18 protein-coding genes and 2 tRNA genes are annotated in these 19,063 nt (G+C 72.4%); 1 reads left to right on the plus strand and 19 read right to left on the minus strand.

What is annotated here, in order from left to right:
- Positions 1–132: 132 nt before the first annotated feature.
- From ACZ6ZI_RS02970 to ACZ6ZI_RS03025, 12 genes are all read right to left on the minus strand, one after another.
- Complete coding sequence (locus tag ACZ6ZI_RS02970; protein WP_469514967.1) at positions 133–1,251, minus strand: ComEA family DNA-binding protein; 1,119 nt, start codon at positions 1,249–1,251, stop codon at positions 133–135.
- Between the two features lie 131 nt (positions 1,252–1,382).
- Entirely contained in the window at positions 1,383–2,228 is an 846-nt protein-coding gene (locus ACZ6ZI_RS02975) for a DegV family protein (protein WP_469514970.1), read from the minus strand.
- A gap of 87 nt (positions 2,229–2,315) precedes the next feature.
- Positions 2,316–3,095: a hypothetical protein gene (locus ACZ6ZI_RS02980; RefSeq protein WP_469515820.1), complete on the minus strand. Its 780-nt coding sequence runs from the start codon at positions 3,093–3,095 to the stop codon at positions 2,316–2,318.
- Positions 3,096–3,281: 186 nt separating this feature from the next.
- Positions 3,282–6,155, minus strand: coding sequence for a leucine--tRNA ligase (gene leuS, locus ACZ6ZI_RS02985; protein ID WP_469514973.1), 2,874 nt, complete (start codon positions 6,153–6,155; stop codon positions 3,282–3,284).
- 247 nt (positions 6,156–6,402) lie between these two features.
- A tRNA-Ala gene (locus tag ACZ6ZI_RS02990) sits at positions 6,403–6,475 on the minus strand.
- Between the two features lie 170 nt (positions 6,476–6,645).
- Positions 6,646–6,879: a hypothetical protein gene (locus tag ACZ6ZI_RS02995; protein ID WP_363061323.1), complete on the minus strand. Its 234-nt coding sequence runs from the start codon at positions 6,877–6,879 to the stop codon at positions 6,646–6,648.
- Between the two features lie 142 nt (positions 6,880–7,021).
- Positions 7,022–7,094, minus strand: a tRNA-Ala gene (locus tag ACZ6ZI_RS03000).
- 124 nt (positions 7,095–7,218) lie between these two features.
- Positions 7,219–7,839 (minus strand): histidine phosphatase family protein, encoded by a 621-nt coding sequence (locus tag ACZ6ZI_RS03005; protein ID WP_363061412.1) that lies wholly within the window; start codon positions 7,837–7,839, stop codon positions 7,219–7,221.
- 95 nt (positions 7,840–7,934) lie between these two features.
- Positions 7,935–8,381, minus strand: coding sequence for a ribosome silencing factor (gene rsfS / locus ACZ6ZI_RS03010; RefSeq protein ID WP_030008628.1), 447 nt, complete (start codon positions 8,379–8,381; stop codon positions 7,935–7,937).
- Positions 8,382–8,501: 120 nt separating this feature from the next.
- Positions 8,502–10,160: an LCP family protein gene (locus ACZ6ZI_RS03015; protein WP_469514978.1), complete on the minus strand. Its 1,659-nt coding sequence runs from the start codon at positions 10,158–10,160 to the stop codon at positions 8,502–8,504.
- A 31-nt stretch (positions 10,161–10,191) separates the two neighbouring features.
- Positions 10,192–10,809 carry a nicotinate-nucleotide adenylyltransferase gene (nadD, locus tag ACZ6ZI_RS03020; protein ID WP_469514981.1) on the minus strand — a complete coding sequence of 206 codons (618 nt, stop codon included), beginning with the start codon at positions 10,807–10,809 and terminating at the stop codon, positions 10,192–10,194.
- A gap of 59 nt (positions 10,810–10,868) precedes the next feature.
- Positions 10,869–11,036: a hypothetical protein gene (locus ACZ6ZI_RS03025; RefSeq protein ID WP_363061318.1), complete on the minus strand. Its 168-nt coding sequence runs from the start codon at positions 11,034–11,036 to the stop codon at positions 10,869–10,871.
- A 141-nt stretch (positions 11,037–11,177) separates the two neighbouring features.
- On the opposite strand from ACZ6ZI_RS03025, the gene ACZ6ZI_RS03030 reads away from it, so the two are divergent.
- A complete protein-coding gene (locus ACZ6ZI_RS03030; protein ID WP_469514986.1) occupies positions 11,178–12,272 on the plus strand; it encodes a M48 family metallopeptidase in 1,095 nt (364 codons plus the stop codon).
- Here the strand turns inward: ACZ6ZI_RS03030 and ACZ6ZI_RS03035 are convergent.
- From ACZ6ZI_RS03035 to ACZ6ZI_RS03065, 7 genes are all read right to left on the minus strand, one after another.
- A complete protein-coding gene (locus tag ACZ6ZI_RS03035; protein WP_469514988.1) occupies positions 12,256–13,464 on the minus strand; it encodes an SCO2583 family membrane protein in 1,209 nt (402 codons plus the stop codon). The genes ACZ6ZI_RS03030 and ACZ6ZI_RS03035 overlap by 17 nt on opposite strands.
- Positions 13,465–13,531: 67 nt before the next feature.
- The gene (locus ACZ6ZI_RS03040) at positions 13,532–14,071 is read right to left on the minus strand and encodes an SCO2584 family spore wall biosynthesis protein (RefSeq protein WP_363061314.1); all 540 of its coding nucleotides are present in this window, start codon (positions 14,069–14,071) and stop codon (positions 13,532–13,534) included.
- Positions 14,072–14,147: 76 nt separating this feature from the next.
- Positions 14,148–15,431: a glutamate-5-semialdehyde dehydrogenase gene (locus ACZ6ZI_RS03045; RefSeq protein WP_469514992.1), complete on the minus strand. Its 1,284-nt coding sequence runs from the start codon at positions 15,429–15,431 to the stop codon at positions 14,148–14,150.
- A gap of 405 nt (positions 15,432–15,836) precedes the next feature.
- A complete protein-coding gene (locus ACZ6ZI_RS03050) occupies positions 15,837–16,250 on the minus strand; it encodes a hypothetical protein (RefSeq protein ID WP_469515824.1) in 414 nt (137 codons plus the stop codon).
- A gap of 81 nt (positions 16,251–16,331) precedes the next feature.
- Positions 16,332–17,459 carry a glutamate 5-kinase gene (proB, locus tag ACZ6ZI_RS03055; protein ID WP_469514994.1) on the minus strand — a complete coding sequence of 376 codons (1,128 nt, stop codon included), beginning with the start codon at positions 17,457–17,459 and terminating at the stop codon, positions 16,332–16,334.
- Positions 17,460–17,542: 83 nt separating this feature from the next.
- Positions 17,543–17,980 (minus strand): GtrA family protein, encoded by a 438-nt coding sequence (locus ACZ6ZI_RS03060; protein WP_469514997.1) that lies wholly within the window; start codon positions 17,978–17,980, stop codon positions 17,543–17,545.
- Positions 17,977–19,050: a glycosyltransferase family 2 protein gene (locus ACZ6ZI_RS03065; RefSeq protein WP_469515001.1), complete on the minus strand. Its 1,074-nt coding sequence runs from the start codon at positions 19,048–19,050 to the stop codon at positions 17,977–17,979. Before ACZ6ZI_RS03065 ends, ACZ6ZI_RS03060 begins: the two co-directional genes overlap by 4 nt.
- Between the last annotated feature and the right edge of the window lie 13 nt (positions 19,051–19,063).

Genomic DNA, 19,063 nt, shown 5'->3' on the forward strand with positions numbered 1-19,063 from the left:
CCGCCCCGACCCCACCCGACCCCGCACCCTCAGGCGGCACCCGCCCCGACCCGACCCCACCCGACCCCGCACCTTCAGGCCGGCGCCCGCCCGCGCGGCCCGGATCCCGCGCGCCTGCCCCCCGCGGCCCGCTCACGGCCGCACCAGCCCGCGCAGTTCGGCGAAGCGCCGCTCGCCGATCCCCTGGACCTGTCGGAGTTCCTCCACGGAGCGGAACCCGCCCCGGGCCGTACGGAACTCCACGATGTGCCGGGCGAGCACGGGGCCGACCCCGGGCAGCCCGTCCAACTGCTCGACCGTGGCCGTGGCCAGGCTCAGCGGCCCCGCCCCGGGCCCCGCACCACCGCCGGGGACCGCGCCGGTGCCTCCGGGAGGCGGCGGCTGCGCCGTGACCCCCACCAGCACCTGTTCGCCGTCCACCAGCACCCGGGCCCGGTTGAGCCCGGTGGTGTCCGTGCCGGGCCTCACTCCCCCGGCGGCGGCCAGCGCGTCCTCCACCCGCGAGCCGCCGGGCAGTCGCCGGACCCCGGGCTCCCTGACCTTGCCGCCGACGTCCACCACGACACGGGCGCCGGACGCCGGGGCGGCGCTCGCCGAGGGCGCCGACGCGACGGCGGCGGGGGCGACGACGGCCGGCGCGGTCACCGGGCCCGGCCGGGCGGCCCAGAACTGCCGGCCGGCGAACCCGACCGCGACGACCAGCACCACCGCGACGGCCGCGACCGTGCGCGGCTCGACCCCGCACCGGGCCTGCACCCACAGCGGCAACCGTTCCCGCAGGGCGGACCTCCACGCTCCCGCCCGAACCGGCGCCGAACCACCCGGGCGCCCGCCCTCCGGCCCCGGCCCCTCCGACCCCTCCGACCCCTCCGGCCCCTCCGCCCCCTCCGGCGGCCGCTCCGGCCGCTCCGGCCGTGACGCTCCCGCCCCCGCGGCCGGCGCCGCGGGCTCCGTCCCCGTCGACCCTCCGGACGCCGAAGGCTCCCCGGCCACCTCCTCCGCGGGCGGCGGAACACCCCCGGCCAACAGCGCCTCGGCCCGCCTGCGCACCGCCTCGGGGTCGGGCCTGGCCCGGGACCGCGAACGCAGCCGCCGCCGGTACCGCTCCCGGCCGTCGGAGCGCACCATCGGCCCCGCGCCACCGGGCGCGAGGGCACCGCCGGCCACCGGTCCGGCCACCGGTCCGGCCATGGCGTCGTATCGGGTCCGTGCCTCCGAGAGGCCTTGCGCGTCCTGTGTGGAAAGAGTCATGCCCCGACGCTAGGGGCCTTCCCGGATCGCCGCTCGGAACCCTCAATTCCGGTGGATGAAGGCCCCGTTGTGGATATCCCCGCCACCCGTTCCGGTGAAGCCGGCCCCGCCCGCCCCTCCAGGGTCCCCGCTCAGCGCGGCGACACCACCGCCGCCAGCAACCCCGGACCGGTGTGGGCTCCGATCACCGCACCCACCTCGCTGACGTGCATCTCGACCAGGCCCGGGATCCGTTCGCGCAGCCGCTGCGCGAGCTTCTCCGCCCGCTCGGGAGCCGCCAGGTGGTGGACGGCGACGTCCACGCTCCCCGCGCCCGCCCGCTCGACGGCCAGCTCCTCCAGGCGCGCGATGGCCTTGGAGGCCGTCCGTACCTTCTCCAGCATCTCGATGCGGCCGCCGTCCAGCGTCAGCAGCGGCTTGACGGCCAACGCCGAGCCGAGGAGGGCCTGCGCGGCGCCGATCCGCCCGCCGCGGCGGAGGTAGTCGAGGGTGTCGACGTAGAAGTACGCCGACATGTCCGCGGCCCGCTTCTCCGCGGCCGCCACGGCGTCGTCGATCGAACCGCCCGCCTCGGCGGCCTCGGCGGCGGCCAGGGCACAGAACCCGAGGGCCATCGCGACCATCCCGGTGTCGACGACCCGGACCGGGACGTCGGCCGTCTTGGCCGCGACCACGGCCGCGTCGTACGTGCCGGAGAACTCGGCGGAGAGGTGCAGGCTGACGATGCCGGTGGCCCCGGCGTCCACGGCGGCCCGGTAGGCCCGTACGAACTCCTCGGGACCCGGCCGGGAGGTGGTGACCGGGCGGCGCTTCTGGAGGGCGACGGCGAGGCTGCGCGCCGAGATCTCGGTGCCTTCCTCCAAGGCTTCGTCGCCCAGGACCACGGTCAGGGGGACGGCGGTGATCCCATGCCGCGCCATCGCCGGCTGGGGCAGATAGGCCGTGGAATCCGTGACGATCGCGACATGGCGGGACATGAGCCGGAGGTTACCGGCAGCGGGGGCGATCCGGCAGCCCGGGCCCGCCCACCGCGTCGAACACCCGGCCCCCGGCCCGGCCGTGCCTCAGGTGGTGGTCTCGGGCCGCGGTGCCTTCTGCCACGGGTACGGCGCCGCCTGCGGCGCCGGATCGAGCGCGGCGGGCCGCGTCACCCCGGTCCCCCGAGCCGGTCCGCTCCCGGCCCCATCGGGCGTCCCCTCCGGCCCGGCGGCCCCGGCCGCACCTGCGGCGGCCTCGGCCGCCTGACGCGCGTCCCACGCCTCGGCGGCGGCCGCCAGGTGGTCCACCGGCTCCCGCGACCAGTCCCGCAGCGCGCCGGATTCGAGCTTGATCTCCGCGGAGAGGGTGTCCAGGTCCTGGGCGGCGAACTGGCGGGCCCGGTCGCGGGCCGCCCACCGCAGCGAGTCAGCGGCTTCCGTGATCTTGGAGGTGCGTTCCCGCAGGTCGGGCAGGCTCGCCGCGATCCGCTGCCGGTCGGGCTCCTGCTCCAGCCGCTTCAGCTCGTCGTCCAGCTCGTGCCCGTGCGCGCTGAGCCGCTCGAACAGGACGATCGACTCCTTCAGCGAGCTGTCCGTCTGCGCTCCCTGGTAGAGGGCCTGCTGCGTGGTCCGCATCGAGGTCCGCAGGTCCAGGCGCAGCTGTGCGAGCGCGCCCGTGACACCGACCTGGCCCAGGCTCTTCGCCTTCAGCGTGGTGTCCTCGACGGTCCTGCGGGCCTGGGTGATCGTACGATCCACGCCTCGCTTGGCCGCGCCGACCACCTTCACCGTGGCCCAGGCGCCCAGCCCCAGGAAGGCGAACAGCACCAACAGGCCAAAGATGATCAAAGCGACGCCCGCCTCCATGAGGTTCCCCTTCTTCGCCTGTTGCTTCCCTCCCACCGTAAACGCCACGGGCAGGCCAGGGGTTCCAATCGAACCCCCAACCTGCCCGTACGGGATGACCCTCATACCGAGGACCCGGAGAACCCGGAGGACCTATCGGCGCCCGGCCCGCTCCGTGCACCCGCCGCCGGCGCCGGCGCCCCCGATTCAGATGACGATGTTGACCAGCTTCGGCGCGCGCACGATCACCTTGCGGATCTCGGCGCCGTCCAGCGCGGCGACGACGGCCGGGTCGGTGACCGCCAGCTGCTCCAGGTCGGCGTCGGAGATGGCGGGAGCGACCTCCAGGCGGGCCTTGACCTTGCCCTTGACCTGCACGACGCACGTCACGGTCTCGTCGACCACGTACGCCGGGTCGGCCACGGGGAAGTCCCGGTGGACCACCGAGTCGGTGTGGCCCAGCCGGTGCCACAGCTCCTCCGCGATGTGCGGGGCCAGCGGGGCGACCAGCAGCACCAGTCGCTCGGCGACGGAGCGCTCCAGCGGGCGGCCCGCCTTCGTCAGGGTGTTGTTCAGCTCGGTGATCTTGGCGATGGCGGTGTTGAACCGCAGCCCCGCCATGTCCGAGCCGGCCCCGTCGATGGCCTTGTGCAGGGCGCGCAGGGTGGCCTCGTCGGGCTCCCCGTCGACGACGGTGACGGCGCCCGTCTCCTCGTCCACGATGTTGCGCCACAGGCGCTGGAGCAGCCGGTACTGGCCGACGACGGCGCGGGTGTCCCACGGACGGGAGACGTCCAGCGGGCCCATCGCCATCTCGTACAGGCGCAGGGTGTCGGCGCCGTACTCCTCGCAGATCTCGTCGGGCGTGACGGCGTTCTTCAGGGACTTGCCCATCTTGCCGTGCTCGCGCTTGACCGGCTCGCCCTGGAAGAACCAGCCGCCGTCGCGCTCCTCGACCTCGGCCGCCGGGACGTACACGCCGCGCGCGTCGGTGTAGGCGTACGCCTGGATCATGCCCTGGTTGAACAGCTTGTGGAACGGCTCGGCCGACGAGACGTGACCCAGGTCGAACAGCACCTTCGACCAGAAGCGGGCGTACAGCAGGTGCAGCACCGCGTGCTCGGCGCCGCCGACGTACAGGTCGACACCGCCGTGCGGGGCGCCCTCGCGCGGGCCCATCCAGTACTGCTCGATCTGCGGGTCCACCAGGGCCGAGTCGTTGTTCGGGTCCAGGTAGCGCAGCTCGTACCAGCAGGAACCGGCCCAGTTCGGCATGGTGTTGGTCTCGCGGCGGTACGAGCGCACCCCGCGTCCGTCACCCAGGTCCAGCTCGACGTTGACCCAGGCCTCGTTGCGCGACAGCGGGGTCTCCGGCTTCGAGGCGGCGTCGTCCGGCTCGAAGGTGCGCGGCGAGTAGTCCTCGACCTCGGGCAGCTCCAGCGGCAGCATCGACTCGGGCAGCGGGTGCGCGGCGCCGTCCTCGTCGTAGACGATCGGGAAGGGCTCGCCCCAGTACCGCTGGCGGCTGAACAGCCAGTCGCGCAGGCGGAAGTTGACGGTGCCCTCGCCGATGCCGCGCTCGGTCAGCCAGGCGGTGATGGCGGCCTTCGCCTCGACGACGCCCAGGCCGTCCAGCGAGATGCCCTCGCCCGTGGAGTTCACGATGGTGCCGTCGTACGAGGTGAACGCGTCGGCCCACTCGGCCGGGTCCGCGTCGCGGTCGTCCGAGGGCTCCACGACGCAGCGCACCGGCAGTTCGAAGGCGCGCGCGAACTCGAAGTCGCGGCTGTCGTGCGCCGGGACGGCCATGATCGCGCCGGTGCCGTAGCCCATCAGCACGTAGTCGGCGATGAAGACGGGGACCAGGTCGCCGCTGACCGGGTTGGTCGCGTAGGCGCCGGTGAAGACGCCGGTCTTGTCCTTGGCCTCGGCCTGGCGCTCGACGTCCGACTTCGCGGCGGCCTGCTTGCGGTACGCGTCCACGGCCTCGCCGGGAGTCGCGGCGCCGCCGGTCCACACCTGGTGGGTGCCCTCGGGCCACTCGGCCGGGACGATCTTCTCGACCAGCTCGTGCTCGGGCGCCAGCACCATGTAGGTGGCGCCGAACAGGGTGTCGGGGCGGGTGGTGAAGACGGTGATCGCGCCGGCTTCGCCGACGGCGAAGTCCACGCGCGCGCCCTCGCTGCGGCCGATCCAGTTGCGCTGCTGGAGCTTGATGGCCTCGGGCCAGTCCAGGGCGTCCAGGTCGTCGATCAGGCGGTCCGCGTAGGCGGTGATCCGCATGTTCCACTGGCTCAGCTTGGCCTTGAAGACGGGGAAGTTGCCGCGCTCGGAGCGGCCGTCCGCGGTGACCTCCTCGTTGGCCAGTACGGTGCCCAGGCCGGGGCACCAGTTGACGGGCGCGTCGGAGGCGTAGGCCAGCCGGAAGCCGTTCAGCACGTCGGTGCGCTCGGCCCCGGTCAGTTCGGCCCAGGCGCGACCGCCGGGCACCTCGCGGGAGCCGTTCTCGAAGGCGGCGACCAGCTCGGTGATCGGGCGGGCCTTCTTCGCGTCCGCGTCGTAGTAGGAGTTGTAGATCTGCAGGAAGATCCACTGGGTCCACTTGTAGTACGCGGGGTCGATCGTCGCGAACGACCGGCGCTTGTCGTGGCCCAGGCCCAGCCGGCGCAGCTGGACCTTCATGTTCTCGATGTTCGCCTCGGTCGACACGCGCGGGTGGGTGCCGGTCTGCACGGCGTACTGCTCGGCCGGCAGGCCGAAGGCGTCGAAGCCCAGGGTGTGCAGGACGTTGTGGCCGGACATCCGCTGGTGGCGGGCGTAGACGTCGGTGGCGATGTACCCGAGCGGGTGGCCGACGTGCAGGCCCGCACCGGAGGGGTACGGGAACATGTCCATGATGAACTTCTTGGGCCGGGCGACGACCGCCTGGTCGCCCGCCAGGTCACCGGTGGGGTTCGGGGCCTCGTACGTGCCCTCCGCGTCCCATACGTCCTGCCAGCGTGCCTCGATGTCGGCGGCCATGGCAGCCGTGTAACGGTGCCCCTCGGCCGCCTCGGGGGCCGGGGTGTTCGTCTCGCTCATGATTCCTGAAGCTCCATCGATCGACTCTGCCGTCTCTGCCTGCCCAAACGAAAAAGCCCCTCGCACAGGAGGGGACGCCGCGCCGATGCCGACCTCACGAGGGGTCGGTGCTGATCAGCGCGGCTCGGTAAGCAGAAGGCGTACGGCACGCATGGCGCCAGGGTACCGCAGCGGCCCCGGCGGACGCCCGTTCGTTCCGCGGAACGAGAAGAGGGCCACCCGGATCGGGTGGCCCTCTTCTTCACTGTGGAGCTAAGGAGAATTGAACTCCTGACCTCCTGCATGCCATGCAGGCGCTCTACCAACTGAGCTATAGCCCCTTGTTACTTCGTTTACCGCTTGTCGCTTCGGTTTCCCTTGCCGGTTCCCCCTGGCGACATCCCAAACATTACACGGTCATGGCCCGAGACCAAAAATCGGTTTCCGCGGAGCCCGAGCCATGTCCGTTTTGATCGCCTTTGGCCAACTTCACCCGGCCGACCTCACCCGATCACGCTCTCGCGAACTGGTAGAACCGCTTGAGCGTGCAGTGCTCGTCGAGCAGCCGGCCGTAGATCGGCTCGCCCTCCAGCTCCCGGTACGTCTCGATCGGGTCGCCTTTTATGATCAGCGCCCGCGCGCATTCCTCGCACCAGTACTGGTAGTCGGGATTGACCGGGTCCATGTCCCGAACGATCGGCGTGCCGTTCTCGCACCAGTCGCACCGCCGCCGGTGTGCACCCATCCGTCAGCGACTCCCTCCCGCGTCGGGCCGTCGTGTCCCCCTCCGGCGCTGTCGATTCTGCCATGCCGGTACCGGCCGGGTCAGCAGGCCAAAGGGACAAACGGAAGGATCCCGCCCCCTGTTGGGGACGGGATCCTGATTGTGGAGCTAAGGAGAATTGAACTCCTGACCTCCTGCATGCCATGCAGGCGCTCTACCAACTGAGCTATAGCCCCGCTCTCCGCCGCGTTCCCCCCGTTTCCGGTGTTCTTCGCTGCGAACAAGAAGAACTCTAGCCTGTGACCAGCCGGAAAGTGAAATCCGGGGGTGGGGCGGTCCGCGGCGGCCTGTGGCGACCCCTCAGTCGTCGTCGCCGAGCACCGGTTCCGGCAGCGTGCCGGCGTTGTGCTCCATGAGCCGCCAACCCCGCACGCCCTCGCCGAGGACGGACCAGCAGCAGTTGGAGAGCCCGCCGAGGCCCTCCCAGTGGTACGCGTCCAGGCCCAACAGACGGCCGATCGTCGTACGGATGGTGCCGCCGTGGCTGACCACCACGAGGGTGCCGCCGTCGGGCAGCCGGTCGGCGTGCTTCAGGACGACGGGCGCGGCGCGGTCGGCGACCTCGGTCTCCAGCTCACCGCCCCCACGACGCACCGGCTCCCCGCGCTTCCACGCCGTGTACTGCTCTCCGTGCTTGGCGAGGATCTCGTCGTGCGTGAGGCCCTGCCACTCCCCGGCGTAGGTCTCGCGCAGCGCCTCGTCGTGCTCGACGGACAGGCCCGTGACCGCCGCGAGCTCGGCCGCCGTGGCGGCGGCCCGCCGCAGGTCGGAGGCGACGATGGCGTCGGGCTTCAGGGAGGCCAGCAACCGGGCGGCGCGACGCGCCTGCGCCACGCCCGTCTCGGTCAGCTCGATGTCCGTGGAGCCCTGGAAGCGCCGTTCGAGGTTCCACGACGTCTGGCCGTGCCGCCACAGGACGATCTTCCTGCCGGTCTTGCCCGCGGAGGTCGAGGCGGTCGCGGCGGTCGCGGCGGTCGCGGCGGTCGCGGCGGTCGCGGCGGTGGAAGGGGTGGTGCTCAGAACAGATCACCGTCCAGTTCGTCGTCGCCCGCCGCCTCGCGCAGCTTGGCGTGCTCCTCGGCCTTGCCGATGGTGAGCTTGGCGTCCTCGGGGAGCTCGATCTCCGGGCAGTCCTTCCACAGGCGCTCCAGCGCGTAGAACACGCGCTCCTCGCTGTGCTGGACGTGGACGACGATGTCGACGTAGTCGAGCAGGATCCAGCGGGCGTCGCGGTCGCCTTCGCGGCGCACCGGCTTGGCGCCGAGCTCCTTGAGCAGCCGCTCCTCGATCTCGTCCACGATCGACTTGACCTGGCGGTCGTTGGGCGCGGAGGCGAGCAGGAAGGCATCGGTGATCGACAGCACGTCGCTGACGTCGTACGCGATGATGTCGTGCGCGAGCCGGTCGGCCGCGGCCTGGGCGGCGGCGGTGATGAGCTCGATGGAGCGGTCCGTGGCGGTCACTGGCCATGCTTTCGGGTTGGCGGGCAGATCCTTACAAGGGTCTCATGTACCGCCGGCCCCGCCCGCGCGGAACGTCCCGCGCGGACGGAACACCTGCTCACAGCCCTGACCGGAGCCGGATCAGGAGGGCTTGTAGTCCCTGCCCAGCGTCACCACGACGTCCGCGTTGACCGCGCTCTCGGCCTTCTGCACGACCCTCTCGGGGAGCCCCAGGGTCTTGGCCACCTCGACGGCCCGGTCGCGCCGGTCGTCGTCCTGGTACGTGATCCGGGTGCCCTCGCTCGTACGGTCGGCTCTGCCGCCGTCGACGAAGCCGTAGCCGGCGTTGAGCAGGGCCGCCTTCGCCGCGATCCGCGCCCCGTCCTCCCCGCCCTGGCCGTCCTGCCCGCCGGTCCGCCCGGTGGCGTCCTTGAGCCCGACGCGCAGGGTGGCCCCGGCCCGGTCCGCCGTGAAGGAGCCGCCGAGCAGTTCCTTGACCACCTTCCTGTTGGCCTCGTCCGTCAGGCCTCCGTCCGCCTTCAGGGCGAGCACCTCGGTGCGGTACGCGCCCACCTTGGCGTGCTCGCCGATCCGCGACAGCAGCGCGCCCAGGTTCCGGGAGTCCAGGCCCGGGTCGAGGATCTGGCCCATGCTCTCGACGGTCGTGGCCGCGGCCGTCGGGTCGGAGGGGATCTTGCGCAGTACGGCGAGGAGCACCCTGCCGGTCCGCTCCAGCTGCCGGGTCTCCGGTTCGCCCTGGGCCCGGTGGGTGGCGTAGGCGATGGCCATGGCTCCGGTGAGGCTCTGTTTCGGGCCCTGTCCGACGGCCGGGGTCTTGGCCCGCTCGTCGGCGGGGACGGCGGTGTCGGTGTCGGTCTCGACGCCTCCGACGAGGTCGACGAGCCGCTCCAGGAAGGGGGTGTCCAGGCGCCAGGTCCCGCCGATGCGGGTGCCGAGCACGGTGTCGAGGGATTCGCGGGTGCCGAGGGCTCCGGCGTCCACGGCCTGGCCTAGGGGGCCCGCGGTGCCGTCCTGGCCCTGGACCCTCAGGTCGTTCGGCAGCAGGACGGTGGCGCCCTGGCGGGTGGTGACGTTGTCCACCAGCAGTGCGGTGGAGCTGGTGCCCCGCTTCGTGTCGCGCACGTGCACGACGATCACGTCGCGCTTCTGTTCCCCGGTCGCGGCGGGGGCCCGCTCGGCGCCGGGGCCGTCGAGGAAGGGCAGTCCGTCGGTGTACCAGAGGTATCCGGCGCCTCCGACGACGAACAGGGCGAGGGCGACGACGAGCGCGACGCCCCGGTTGCGGCCGCGCCGGCGGGCTTCCTCGCGGCGTTCGGTACGGCTCTCGGTGAAGGCCAGCCAGTCGATGACGTCCTCGGAGTCGGCCTCCGGCCCGTCGGCGAAGGCGAACGGCTCCGCGTGGGCGTCGGCGTCCGGTGGCTGCGGCCCGCCCCGCCCCGTGACGGGCTCCCGGCGCGGCTCGGGCACCGGGGCGGGCACGGGCCCGGGCACGGGGTGGTGCGGCTCGGGCACGGGAGCGGCCTGCTGCGGAATCCACTGCTGGGCCTGGGCCTGCTGCTGCGGCTGGGGCGGCTGGTACTGCTGTGGGTACTGCTGCTGTGGGTACTGCTGCGGGTGGCCGTGGTCGTACGCGTACGGCGGCGGCTGCTCGTACGGCTGCTGCGGCGGGAAGGCCGGGGAGGGCGCCGGGGCGTAGACCGGTCTGCCGTACGGGTCGTAGCCGACGATCAGCTGATCCGGGTCGACGTACGGGTCGTAAGGATCCTGTGGGTCGTTCACCGCGGGCCCTCCCTTTTCCGAAAGAAACGACCTAGGCGCCCCGGTACAGCTCGCGCTTGTCGATGTAGCGCACCACGCCGTCGGGCACCAGGTACCAGACGGGATCGCCCTCGGCCACGCGGGCGCGGCAGTCCGTGGAGGAGATCGCCAGCGCGGGGACCTCGACCAGGGAGACGCCGCCTTCGGGCAGGCCGTCGTCGGTGAGCACGTGACCGGGTCGGGTCACGCCGATGAAGTGGGCGAGGGAGAAGAGCTCGTCGGCGTTGCGCCAGGTGAGGATCTGGGCGAGGGCGTCGGCACCGGTGATGAAGAACAGGTCGGCGTCGTCGTTGAGCGCGCTCAGGTCCCGCAGGGTGTCGATGGTGTAGGTGGGGCCACCGCGGTCGATGTCGATGCGGCTCACCGAGAACTGGGGGTTCGAGGCCGTCGCGATGACCGTCATGAGGTAGCGGTCCTCGGCGGGCGACACGGCCCGCTGGGACTTCTGCCACGGTTCGCCCGTCGGGACGAACACCACCTCGTCGAGGTGGAAAAGGGCGGCCACTTCACTGGCGGCCACCAGGTGTCCGTGGTGGATCGGGTCGAACGTCCCGCCCATCACGCCGAGCCGGCGCTTGACCGGGCCCGTAGGCACTTCCTGCTCTCCCATGAGCGCAGAGCCTACTGGCCCGGCAGCACGTGCACGGTGGCCGGACCCGAAAGGGGGGTTTAGCGGTCGCGGTTCAGACGCGTGGTCACCCAGAGCATCAGGAGCAGGATGACCAGCGCGCCGCCACCGGTCAGGTACGGGTTCAGGCTGTCGTGGTTGCCGCCGTGCTGCTCGGCCCCCTCCGATGCGAGAAGGACCAGGTTGTGGGCGGCGGTGGGGAGGCTCATCAGGCAGGTACCTATCGAGTCGGGGAGCGAGCGGAGACTTCGCTCACATCGTATGCGGGGGCCTGGGGCACGCTCACGCCGACTCAGGCGTTGGAGAGGATAGACGCAACGGAGCACAGGTCGATCAAGGGGGAGGGTCCGATGGCGGACACCGGATTCGAGAAGACGCCGGCGCGGAGCCGCAGGAGGTTCCCCGGCATTTCCTCGCGGGCCTACGAGCACCCCGCGGACCGCTCGGCGCTGGTGGCGCTGCGCAAGCTGGCCGGGTTCGACACCGTGTTCAAGGCCCTGAGCGGGCTGCTGCCGGAGCGCAGCCTGCGGCTGCTGTTCCTGTCGGACTCGGTGCGGGTCGGGGAGACGCAGTTCGCCCATCTGCACGAGATGCTGCGGGACGCGTGTTACATCCTGGACCTGGAGAAGGTCCCGCAGATGTACGTGCAGCAGGACCCGAAGCCCAACGCCATGTGCATCGGTCTGGACGAGCCGATCATCGTGGTGACGACGGGGCTGGTGGAGCTGCTCGACGAGGAGGAGATGCGGGCGGTCGTGGGCCACGAGGTGGGCCACGCTCTGTCGGGGCACGCCGTGTACCGCACCGTCCTGCTGTTCCTGACGACGCTGGCGCTGAAGGTGGCCTGGATCCCGCTCGGCAATGTGGCGATCATGGCGATCGTCACGGCGCTGCGGGAGTGGTTCCGCAAGTCGGAGCTGTCGGCGGATCGGGCCGGGCTGCTGGTGGGGCAGGACGTCAACGCCTCGATGCGGGGTCTGATGAAGATCGCGGGCGGCAACCACCTGCACGAGATGAACGTGGACGCCTTCCTGGCCCAGGCCGAGGAGTACGAGGAGAGCGGCGACCTGCGCGACTCGGTTCTGAAGATCCTCAACGTGCTGCCCCGGACGCACCCCTTCACCACGGTGCGCGCGGCCGAGCTGAAGAAGTGGTCGCAGAACCGCGACTTCCAGCGGATCATGGACGGCCACTACCCGCGCCGCGAGGAGGACAAGGACGCCTCGGTGACGGACTCCTTCCGCCAGTCCGCCTCGCACTACGCGGAGTCGGTGCGCACCAGCAAGGACCCGCTGATGAAGCTGGTCGGCGACATCGCCGGCGGCGCCGGTGACCTGGGCGGCAAGCTGCGCGACCGGTTCACCGGGGCGGGGGCCTCGGCGAACGGCAAGGACGCGGCCGGCGACGGCGGCCCGGACGCGCCGGGGGCTACGGGCCGGGGCTGACGGAGGAGCCGCCGGTGGGCGGTGCCGGGGTCCGGGCGGTCGGGGCCGCCGGCACCGCCGAAGGCGGGGCGCCGCGGTCCGCGGCCGGGGCCAGTACGCCGCACAGCCCGGCCGTGCGGCGGGGCCGGCCGGACGCGTACGGGTCGCTCGCGGGCGGGCCCACGGTGGTGGGCTGGGCTCCGGCGAGGAGCGGCCGGAAGCCCGCCGCCGGGTCGGCGGAGCAGTCCTGCGGGCCGGCCATCACGTAGGCGGAGACCAGTTCGGCGCGGCGGGCCGTGAGGTCCTCCCGGTCGAAGCGCAGCCGCAGCTCGCGGCGGACGGTGAACAGCGAGGCCCCGTCGACGGCGGCGGGTGCGCCGGTGGCGGGGCGCACCGCGTACACGAAGGTGTGGTCGGCGGTGATCTCCAGCACCTGCGTGTCCAGTTCCTCGACGGTGAGGGTGCCGTTGACCCGTACCCGGGAGTCGGCCACGATGGCGGTCGCCGGGTCGAAGCGGACCAGCCAGCCCGTGGCGGCGTGCCGGCCGTCGCCGGAGGGCGCGGTCATGCTCTCGTCGAACTGGGTGAGCTGGCCGGGGTCGAGCAGGACCCGCACGGGGCGGGTGGCGGTGGAGGACAGGACGTCCGGGTCCAGGGAGGACTGCACCAGGTAGTCCTTGGCGATGGACAGCGCGGCGACGACCTGGCTCTCGGTGAAGTGGTGGGTGCGGCGCACGGCGGGCAGGGTGATGCCGGCCGCTCCGACGCGGTAGTCGGCCGCGGGACTGTTCGCGTAGAGGTCGACGGGGCGGCCGCCGGGCACCGTCTCGGAGGGGGCCAGGGGCAGGACGGTGCTGACGAAGGGCTCGACGGCGCCGTCGGCGGGCGGCGCGTAGGGGTTGCGCAGGCCCATGTAGACGGCGACGGCGAAGGCCGTCGCGATGAGCAGGACGAGGAGCATGCCCTGGCGGGCGCCGCGGCCGGGGGTGCCGTTGCCGCGTCCGGAGGATCCGGAGCCCGCCCACAGGGAGCGGCTGCGGACGGCCCTGGCGTGTTCGCCCATGCGTTCCTGGGCGGAGTACTCCTGGAGTCGGGCAGCGCGGACGAAGTCCTCGTCGAACACCACCGACCTGTATTCGTCGGGGCGCAGTTCGTCGTCGCCCCCGCCGATGCCGTCGGGGGTGCCGTTGGGTGGATCTCCTGGAACGGCCATCGCTTCTCCCCGCTGGTCCCGCTTCAGAGAAGCCCCCAGCTCCGCTCGGGCGCGTGGGGCCGTACCTTCAGGGTTGGCGGCCGACGGGGTACGTAAACGCTCCGACGCCGGTGACTTCCCCGAGCGGAGTACTGGCGGGGGCCGGGGCGGGGTCGTTCGCGCCCGCCGCGCTGCGGTAGACGGCGCTGAAGGCGAGGGCGACCATGCCGAGGCCCATCACGAGGGCGAGCACCCAGGCGACCGGGCGGAGCCAGGGCGAACGGCCGCGGTAGGGGCGCAGGCTGCCGCCGTAGGCGCCGTAGGGGCCTTCGGCGTATCCGTAGCCGTAGTGGCCGGCCTCCCAGCCGGGGTCGTCGAGACCGTAGCCCTCCGGGGGGCCGTAGTCGTCCTCCCCGGCCCAGCCGCCGGCGACGCGGGCGGCCTCGGCCTCCGCGCGGGCGTGGTCCGCGGCGCGCTGGCGCTCGGCCGCGCTCGGTTCATGGATCTCGGCGTTCCGGACGAAGTCCTCGTCGAACACCACGGAGGCGAAGTCCTGATCCGCGCCTCCGCGGTCGTCGTCGGGCTCCCCGTCGTCCGGGAACGGCTTGCCCCCCACGTCGTCCGGCACGGGACCAGCGTAGACCTGGGGGGCGGCTTTGGGCAGGGTTCAATCGGAATCCGGCCACACCGCGTTCGGGGTCCGGTTACCGGATGTGACCGTCGCCGGTGACGATGTACTTGGTGGAGGTGAGCTCGGGGAGGCCCATGGGGCCCCGGGCGTGCAGCTTCTGCGTGGAGATCCCGATCTCGGCGCCGAAGCCGAACTGACCACCGTCGGTGAAGCGGGTGGAGGCGTTCACGGCGACCGTGGTCGAGTCGACCAGCTGGGTGAAGCGGCGCGCGGCGGCCTGCGAGGTGGTGACGATCGCCTCGGTGTGGCCGGAGGTCCAGCGGCGGATGTGGGTGACGGCGTCGTCGAGGGAGTCCACGACGGCGGCGGCGATGTCGTAGGAGAGGTACTCGGCGGCCCAGTCCTCGTCGGTGGCGGGCAGGGCGGTGGCCTCGGTGCCCTCGGCGGCGGCCAGGACCCGCTCGTCGCCGTGGACGGTCACGCCGGCGGCGGCGAGGGCGTCGAGGGCGCGCGGCAGGAAGGCGTCGGCGATGTCGCGGTGGACGAGGAGCGTCTCGGCGGCGTTGCAGACGGAGGGGCGCTGGGCCTTGGAGTTGATGAGGATGTCGACGGCCATGTCGAGGTCGGCCTGGGCGTCGACGTAGACGTGGCAGTTGCCGGTACCGGTCTCGATCACCGGGACGGTGGACTCCTCGACCACGGTCTTGATGAGGGAGGCTCCGCCGCGCGGGATGAGGACGTCGACGAGGCCGCGTGCGCGCATCAGCTCGCGGACGGAGTCGCGGGACTCGCCGGGGACGAGCTGGATCGCGTCGGCGGGCAGACCGGCCTTCGCGATGGCGTCGCGGAGGATGCCGACGAGGGCGCTGTTGGAGGCGTAGGCGGAGGAGGAGCCGCGCAGCAGGACCGCGTTGCCGGACTTGAGGCAGAGGGCGGCGGCGTCGACGGTGACGTTGGGGCGGGCCTCGTAGATGATGCCGACGACGCCGAGCGGGACGCGGATCTGGCGGAGGTCGATGCCGTTGGGGAGGGTCGAGCCGCGGACGACCTCGCCGACGGGGTCGGGGAGGGCGGCGACGTCACGGACGTCGGAGGCGATGGCGGCGACGCGCTCGGGGGTGAGGGTGAGGCGGTCGATGACGGTCTCGCTGGTGCCGGCGGCGCGGGCCTTGTCGGTGTCGACGGCGTTGGCGGCGACGATCTCGTCCGTACGGGCCTCCAGCGCGTCCGCGATGGCCAGCAGGGCCGTGTCCTTGGCGGACCGCGGGAGTGGGGCGATGGTCGCGGCGGCGGTACGGGCCGCTGCGGCGGTGGCGAGGACGGGGGAGGTCGCGGTGGCGTCGTCGAGCGAGGTCATGCGGCCAGGGTAATCCCCGGCCGGCCCGGCCCGGCCGGGATTCCACCCCGCGAGACGCCCGGGCCCGCGGGGCGCGGGCCGCCTCCGCCGGACGGGACCGGCGCCCGTGCCGGACCGAGCCCTCGCGGCGACCCCACCCCGACCGGTACCCGGTACCCCGCCCGCCGGACGGAGTCCGGCACAGCGGCACGAAGCCCGTGAGGCCCCCCGAGGCCGAGCGGTGCGAGCGGCGCGTCGAGACGGCACCACCCGGCGCAGCGGCACGAAGCCCGTGAGGCCCCCCGGGGCCGAGCGGTGCGAGCGGCGCGTCGAGACGGCACCGCCCGGCGCAGCGGCACGAAGCCCGTGAGGCCCACCCCCGTGGGCCGAGCGGTGCGAGCGGCGCGTTCAGGAGGAGCGGCGCGTTCAGTAGGGGTGCACGCCCACCGGGTGGGCCGGGGGTGGGCCGTAGCCTTCCGCGACGCGTTGGTGATAGGTGGCGCGGCCGATGACCTCCAGGCCGACGATCTCCCACGGCGGCAGTTGCGCCGACGACCGGTGTTCGCCCCACAGCCGCAGGGCGACGGCGGCCGCGTCGTGGAGGTCGCGGGCCTCCTCCCAGTACCGGATCTCCGCGTGGTCGTCGGCGTACCGGCTGGTGAGGAGGAAGGGGTGGTCGTGGGCCAGTTGTTCCAGTCCGCGTCGGACCTCGGACAGCGGGGCCGGCTTGCCGGACACGCTGAGGGTGACGTGCCAGAGCCGGGAGACGTCGGCGACGTCCTCGCCGGGTCCCTCGTCACCGTCCCCCGTGCCGACGCTGGTCAGCGCTCGTCTCACCAGCCGCCTCCTGTCTGCGCTACGCGTGTCCGCCCCTCACAGTTGACCAGTCCCGGGCTCCGCGCGCGGTGGTTTTGCCGAACCTCAGCCTTCGAGCAGCACGAGATCGTCGCGGTGGACGACCTCGCGCTCGTACGCGGGTCCGAGCTCCCGGGCAAGCTCGCGGGTGGAGCGCCCGAGGAGCTGCGGAAGTTCCTTGGCGTCGAAGTTCACGAGCCCCCGGGCCACGGCGCGCCCGTCGCAGGAGCGCAGTTCCACGGGGTCGCCGGCGACGAAGTCGCCCCCGACGGCGGCGATGCCCGCGGCCAGCAGGGAGCTGCCGCGTTCGGTGACGGCGCGGACGGCACCGTCGTCGAGGACGAGGTGTCCCTGGGGGGTGGAGGCGTGCTGGAGCCACAGGAGCCGGTCGGCGGAGCGGCGGCCGGTGGCGTGGAAGTGCGTACCGGTCTCGCGGCCGGCGAGGGCGGCGGCGGCCTGGCCGGCGGAGGTGAGGACGACGGGGATGCCGGCGGCGGCGGCGATGCGGGCGGCCTCGACCTTGGTGACCATGCCGCCGGTGCCGACGCCCGCCTTGCCGGCGCTGCCGATGGAGACGTGGGCGATGTCCTCGGGACCGCGCACCTCCTCGATGCGGGTGGTGCCGGGCCGGGACGGGTCCCCGTCGTAGAGGCCGTCGACGTCCGAGAGGAGGACGAGGAGGTCGGCGCGGACGAGGTGGGCGACGAGGGCGGCGAGCCGGTCGTTGTCGCCGAAGCGGATCTCGTCGGTGGCGACGGTGTCGTTCTCGTTGACGACGGGCAGCGCGCCCATCTCCAGGAGCTGGTCCAGGGTGCGGTAGGCGTTGCGGTAGTGCGCGCGCCGGCTGGTGTCGTCGGTGGTGAGGAGGACCTGGCCGACGCGGATGCCGTAGCGGGCGAAGGAGGCGGTGTACCGGGCGACGAGCAGGCCCTGTCCGACGCTGGCGGCGGCCTGCTGGCGGGCGAGGTCCTTGGGGCGGCGGCGCAGGCCGAGCGGGGAGAGTCCTGCGGCGATGGCGCCGGAGGAGACCAGGACGATCTCCTTCTCCCCGCCGCTGCGGGCCTTGGCCAGGACGTCGACCAGCGCGTCCACGCGATCGGCGTCGAGGCCGCCCTCCGCTGTGGTCAAGGAGGAGGAGCCGACCTTGACCACGATCCTGCGGGCGTCCACGACACCTTGCCTAGCCGCTGACACGTCTTTCCCCTTGCCCCTCGCCCGGCGCGAAACCTCTGTCCGCCCCAATCTACGGGGTGCCCCGCGCGGGCCGCCGCCGGGTTTCAGACCGTGGACGAGGTCCGCGGGGGCTCGGCCGGGGCGGGCTCGGGTCCGGTGCCCGGGATGAGGATCCGGCGGGAGAGGAGGAAGGTGAACGGGATGGCCACGACGGCCGCGACCAGCGGTGCGATCCGGGTGTCCATGCCGACCCAGCTCACCAGGACGTAGAGGCCGGCCGACTGGATCACGTAGTTGGTGACGTTGGTCAGGGGGAAGAGGAGGAACTTCTTCCAGGTGGGCCTGGTGCGGTAGGTGAAGTAGGTGTTCATGAAGAACGACCCGATCATCGACAGCACGAACGCCAGCGTGTAGGCGGCGAAGTACGGCAGGTGGGGGTGGAGCAGCAGGTACAGGGCGAAGAAGGTGCCGGTGTTGACCCCGCCGACGAGGGCGAAGCGGAAGACCTGGCCGAGCTGGTCCCGTCTGGAGGGTGTGGTCATCGGCCGCCGCGCTCCACGATCACGGGCTGCTGCGCCTGGCCGGTGCCCCGGTTCCCGGCCGCCGTCGCGCTCGCGGCCGCCGTCGCGTCCGCCGTCACCGTCGCGTCCGCCGTCGCCGTCGCGGCCTCGGCGCCGGGCGTGCGGCGCGCCCCGTGGGCCTCCTTGACCAGGAAGTGGGGGCGGCGCTTGGTCTCGTAGTAGATACGGCCGATGTACTCGCCGATCAGCCCCAACATGATCATCTGAACGCCGCCGATGCCGGCGATCATGGCGACGAGCGTGACGTAACCGGGCGAGTCGATGCCGTTGGTGATCGCCATCACGGTGATCCACAGCGCGTACAGGCCGGTGAGGCCCACCAGCGACGCGCCGAGCCAGATGCCGATGCGCAGCGGGCGGTTGTTGAAGGAGATCAGCCCGTCCATGCCGTAGTTCAGCAGGGCGCCGAACTTCCACTTCGTCTCGCCCGCCTCGCGCTGCGCGTTGCGGTAGTCGAAGTGGACCGTGTCGAAGCCGATCCAGGAGAAGAGGCCCTTGGAGAAGCGGTTGTACTCGGGCAGCGCGAGCAGGGCGTCCACGGCCGGCCGGGACAGCAGCCGGAAGTCTCCGACGCCGTCGGTCAGCTCGACGTCGACCCAGCGGTTGACGCCCCGGTAGTAGAGGCTGCTGAGCGCGGAACGGACCTTCTTGTCGCCCTCGCGGGTGCGGCGGGCGATGACCTGGTCGTGTCCCTGGCGGTAGTGCTCCAGCATGGTGGCGATCAGCTCCGGCGGGTGCTGGAGGTCCGCGTCCATGATCACGACGGCGTCGCCGGTGCTCTCGCGCAGGCCGGCGAGCATGCCGGCCTCCTTGCCGAAGTTGCGGCTGAAGGAGACGTAGCGCGTACGGTCTCCGTGTTCGGCCGCGATCTTCCGGAGCTTTTCGAGGGTGCCGTCGCGGCTGCCGTCGTCGACGTAGCAGACCTCGTACTCGACGGGCAGGGCGTCCAGGACCCGGCGGATCTCGACGTCGAAACTGTCGATCACTGCTTCTTCGTTGTAGCAAGGGACAACTACCGACAGCTTGGTCATGAGCACTTCCTGC

This window comes from Streptomyces sp. NPDC103540 (assembly GCF_055584445.1).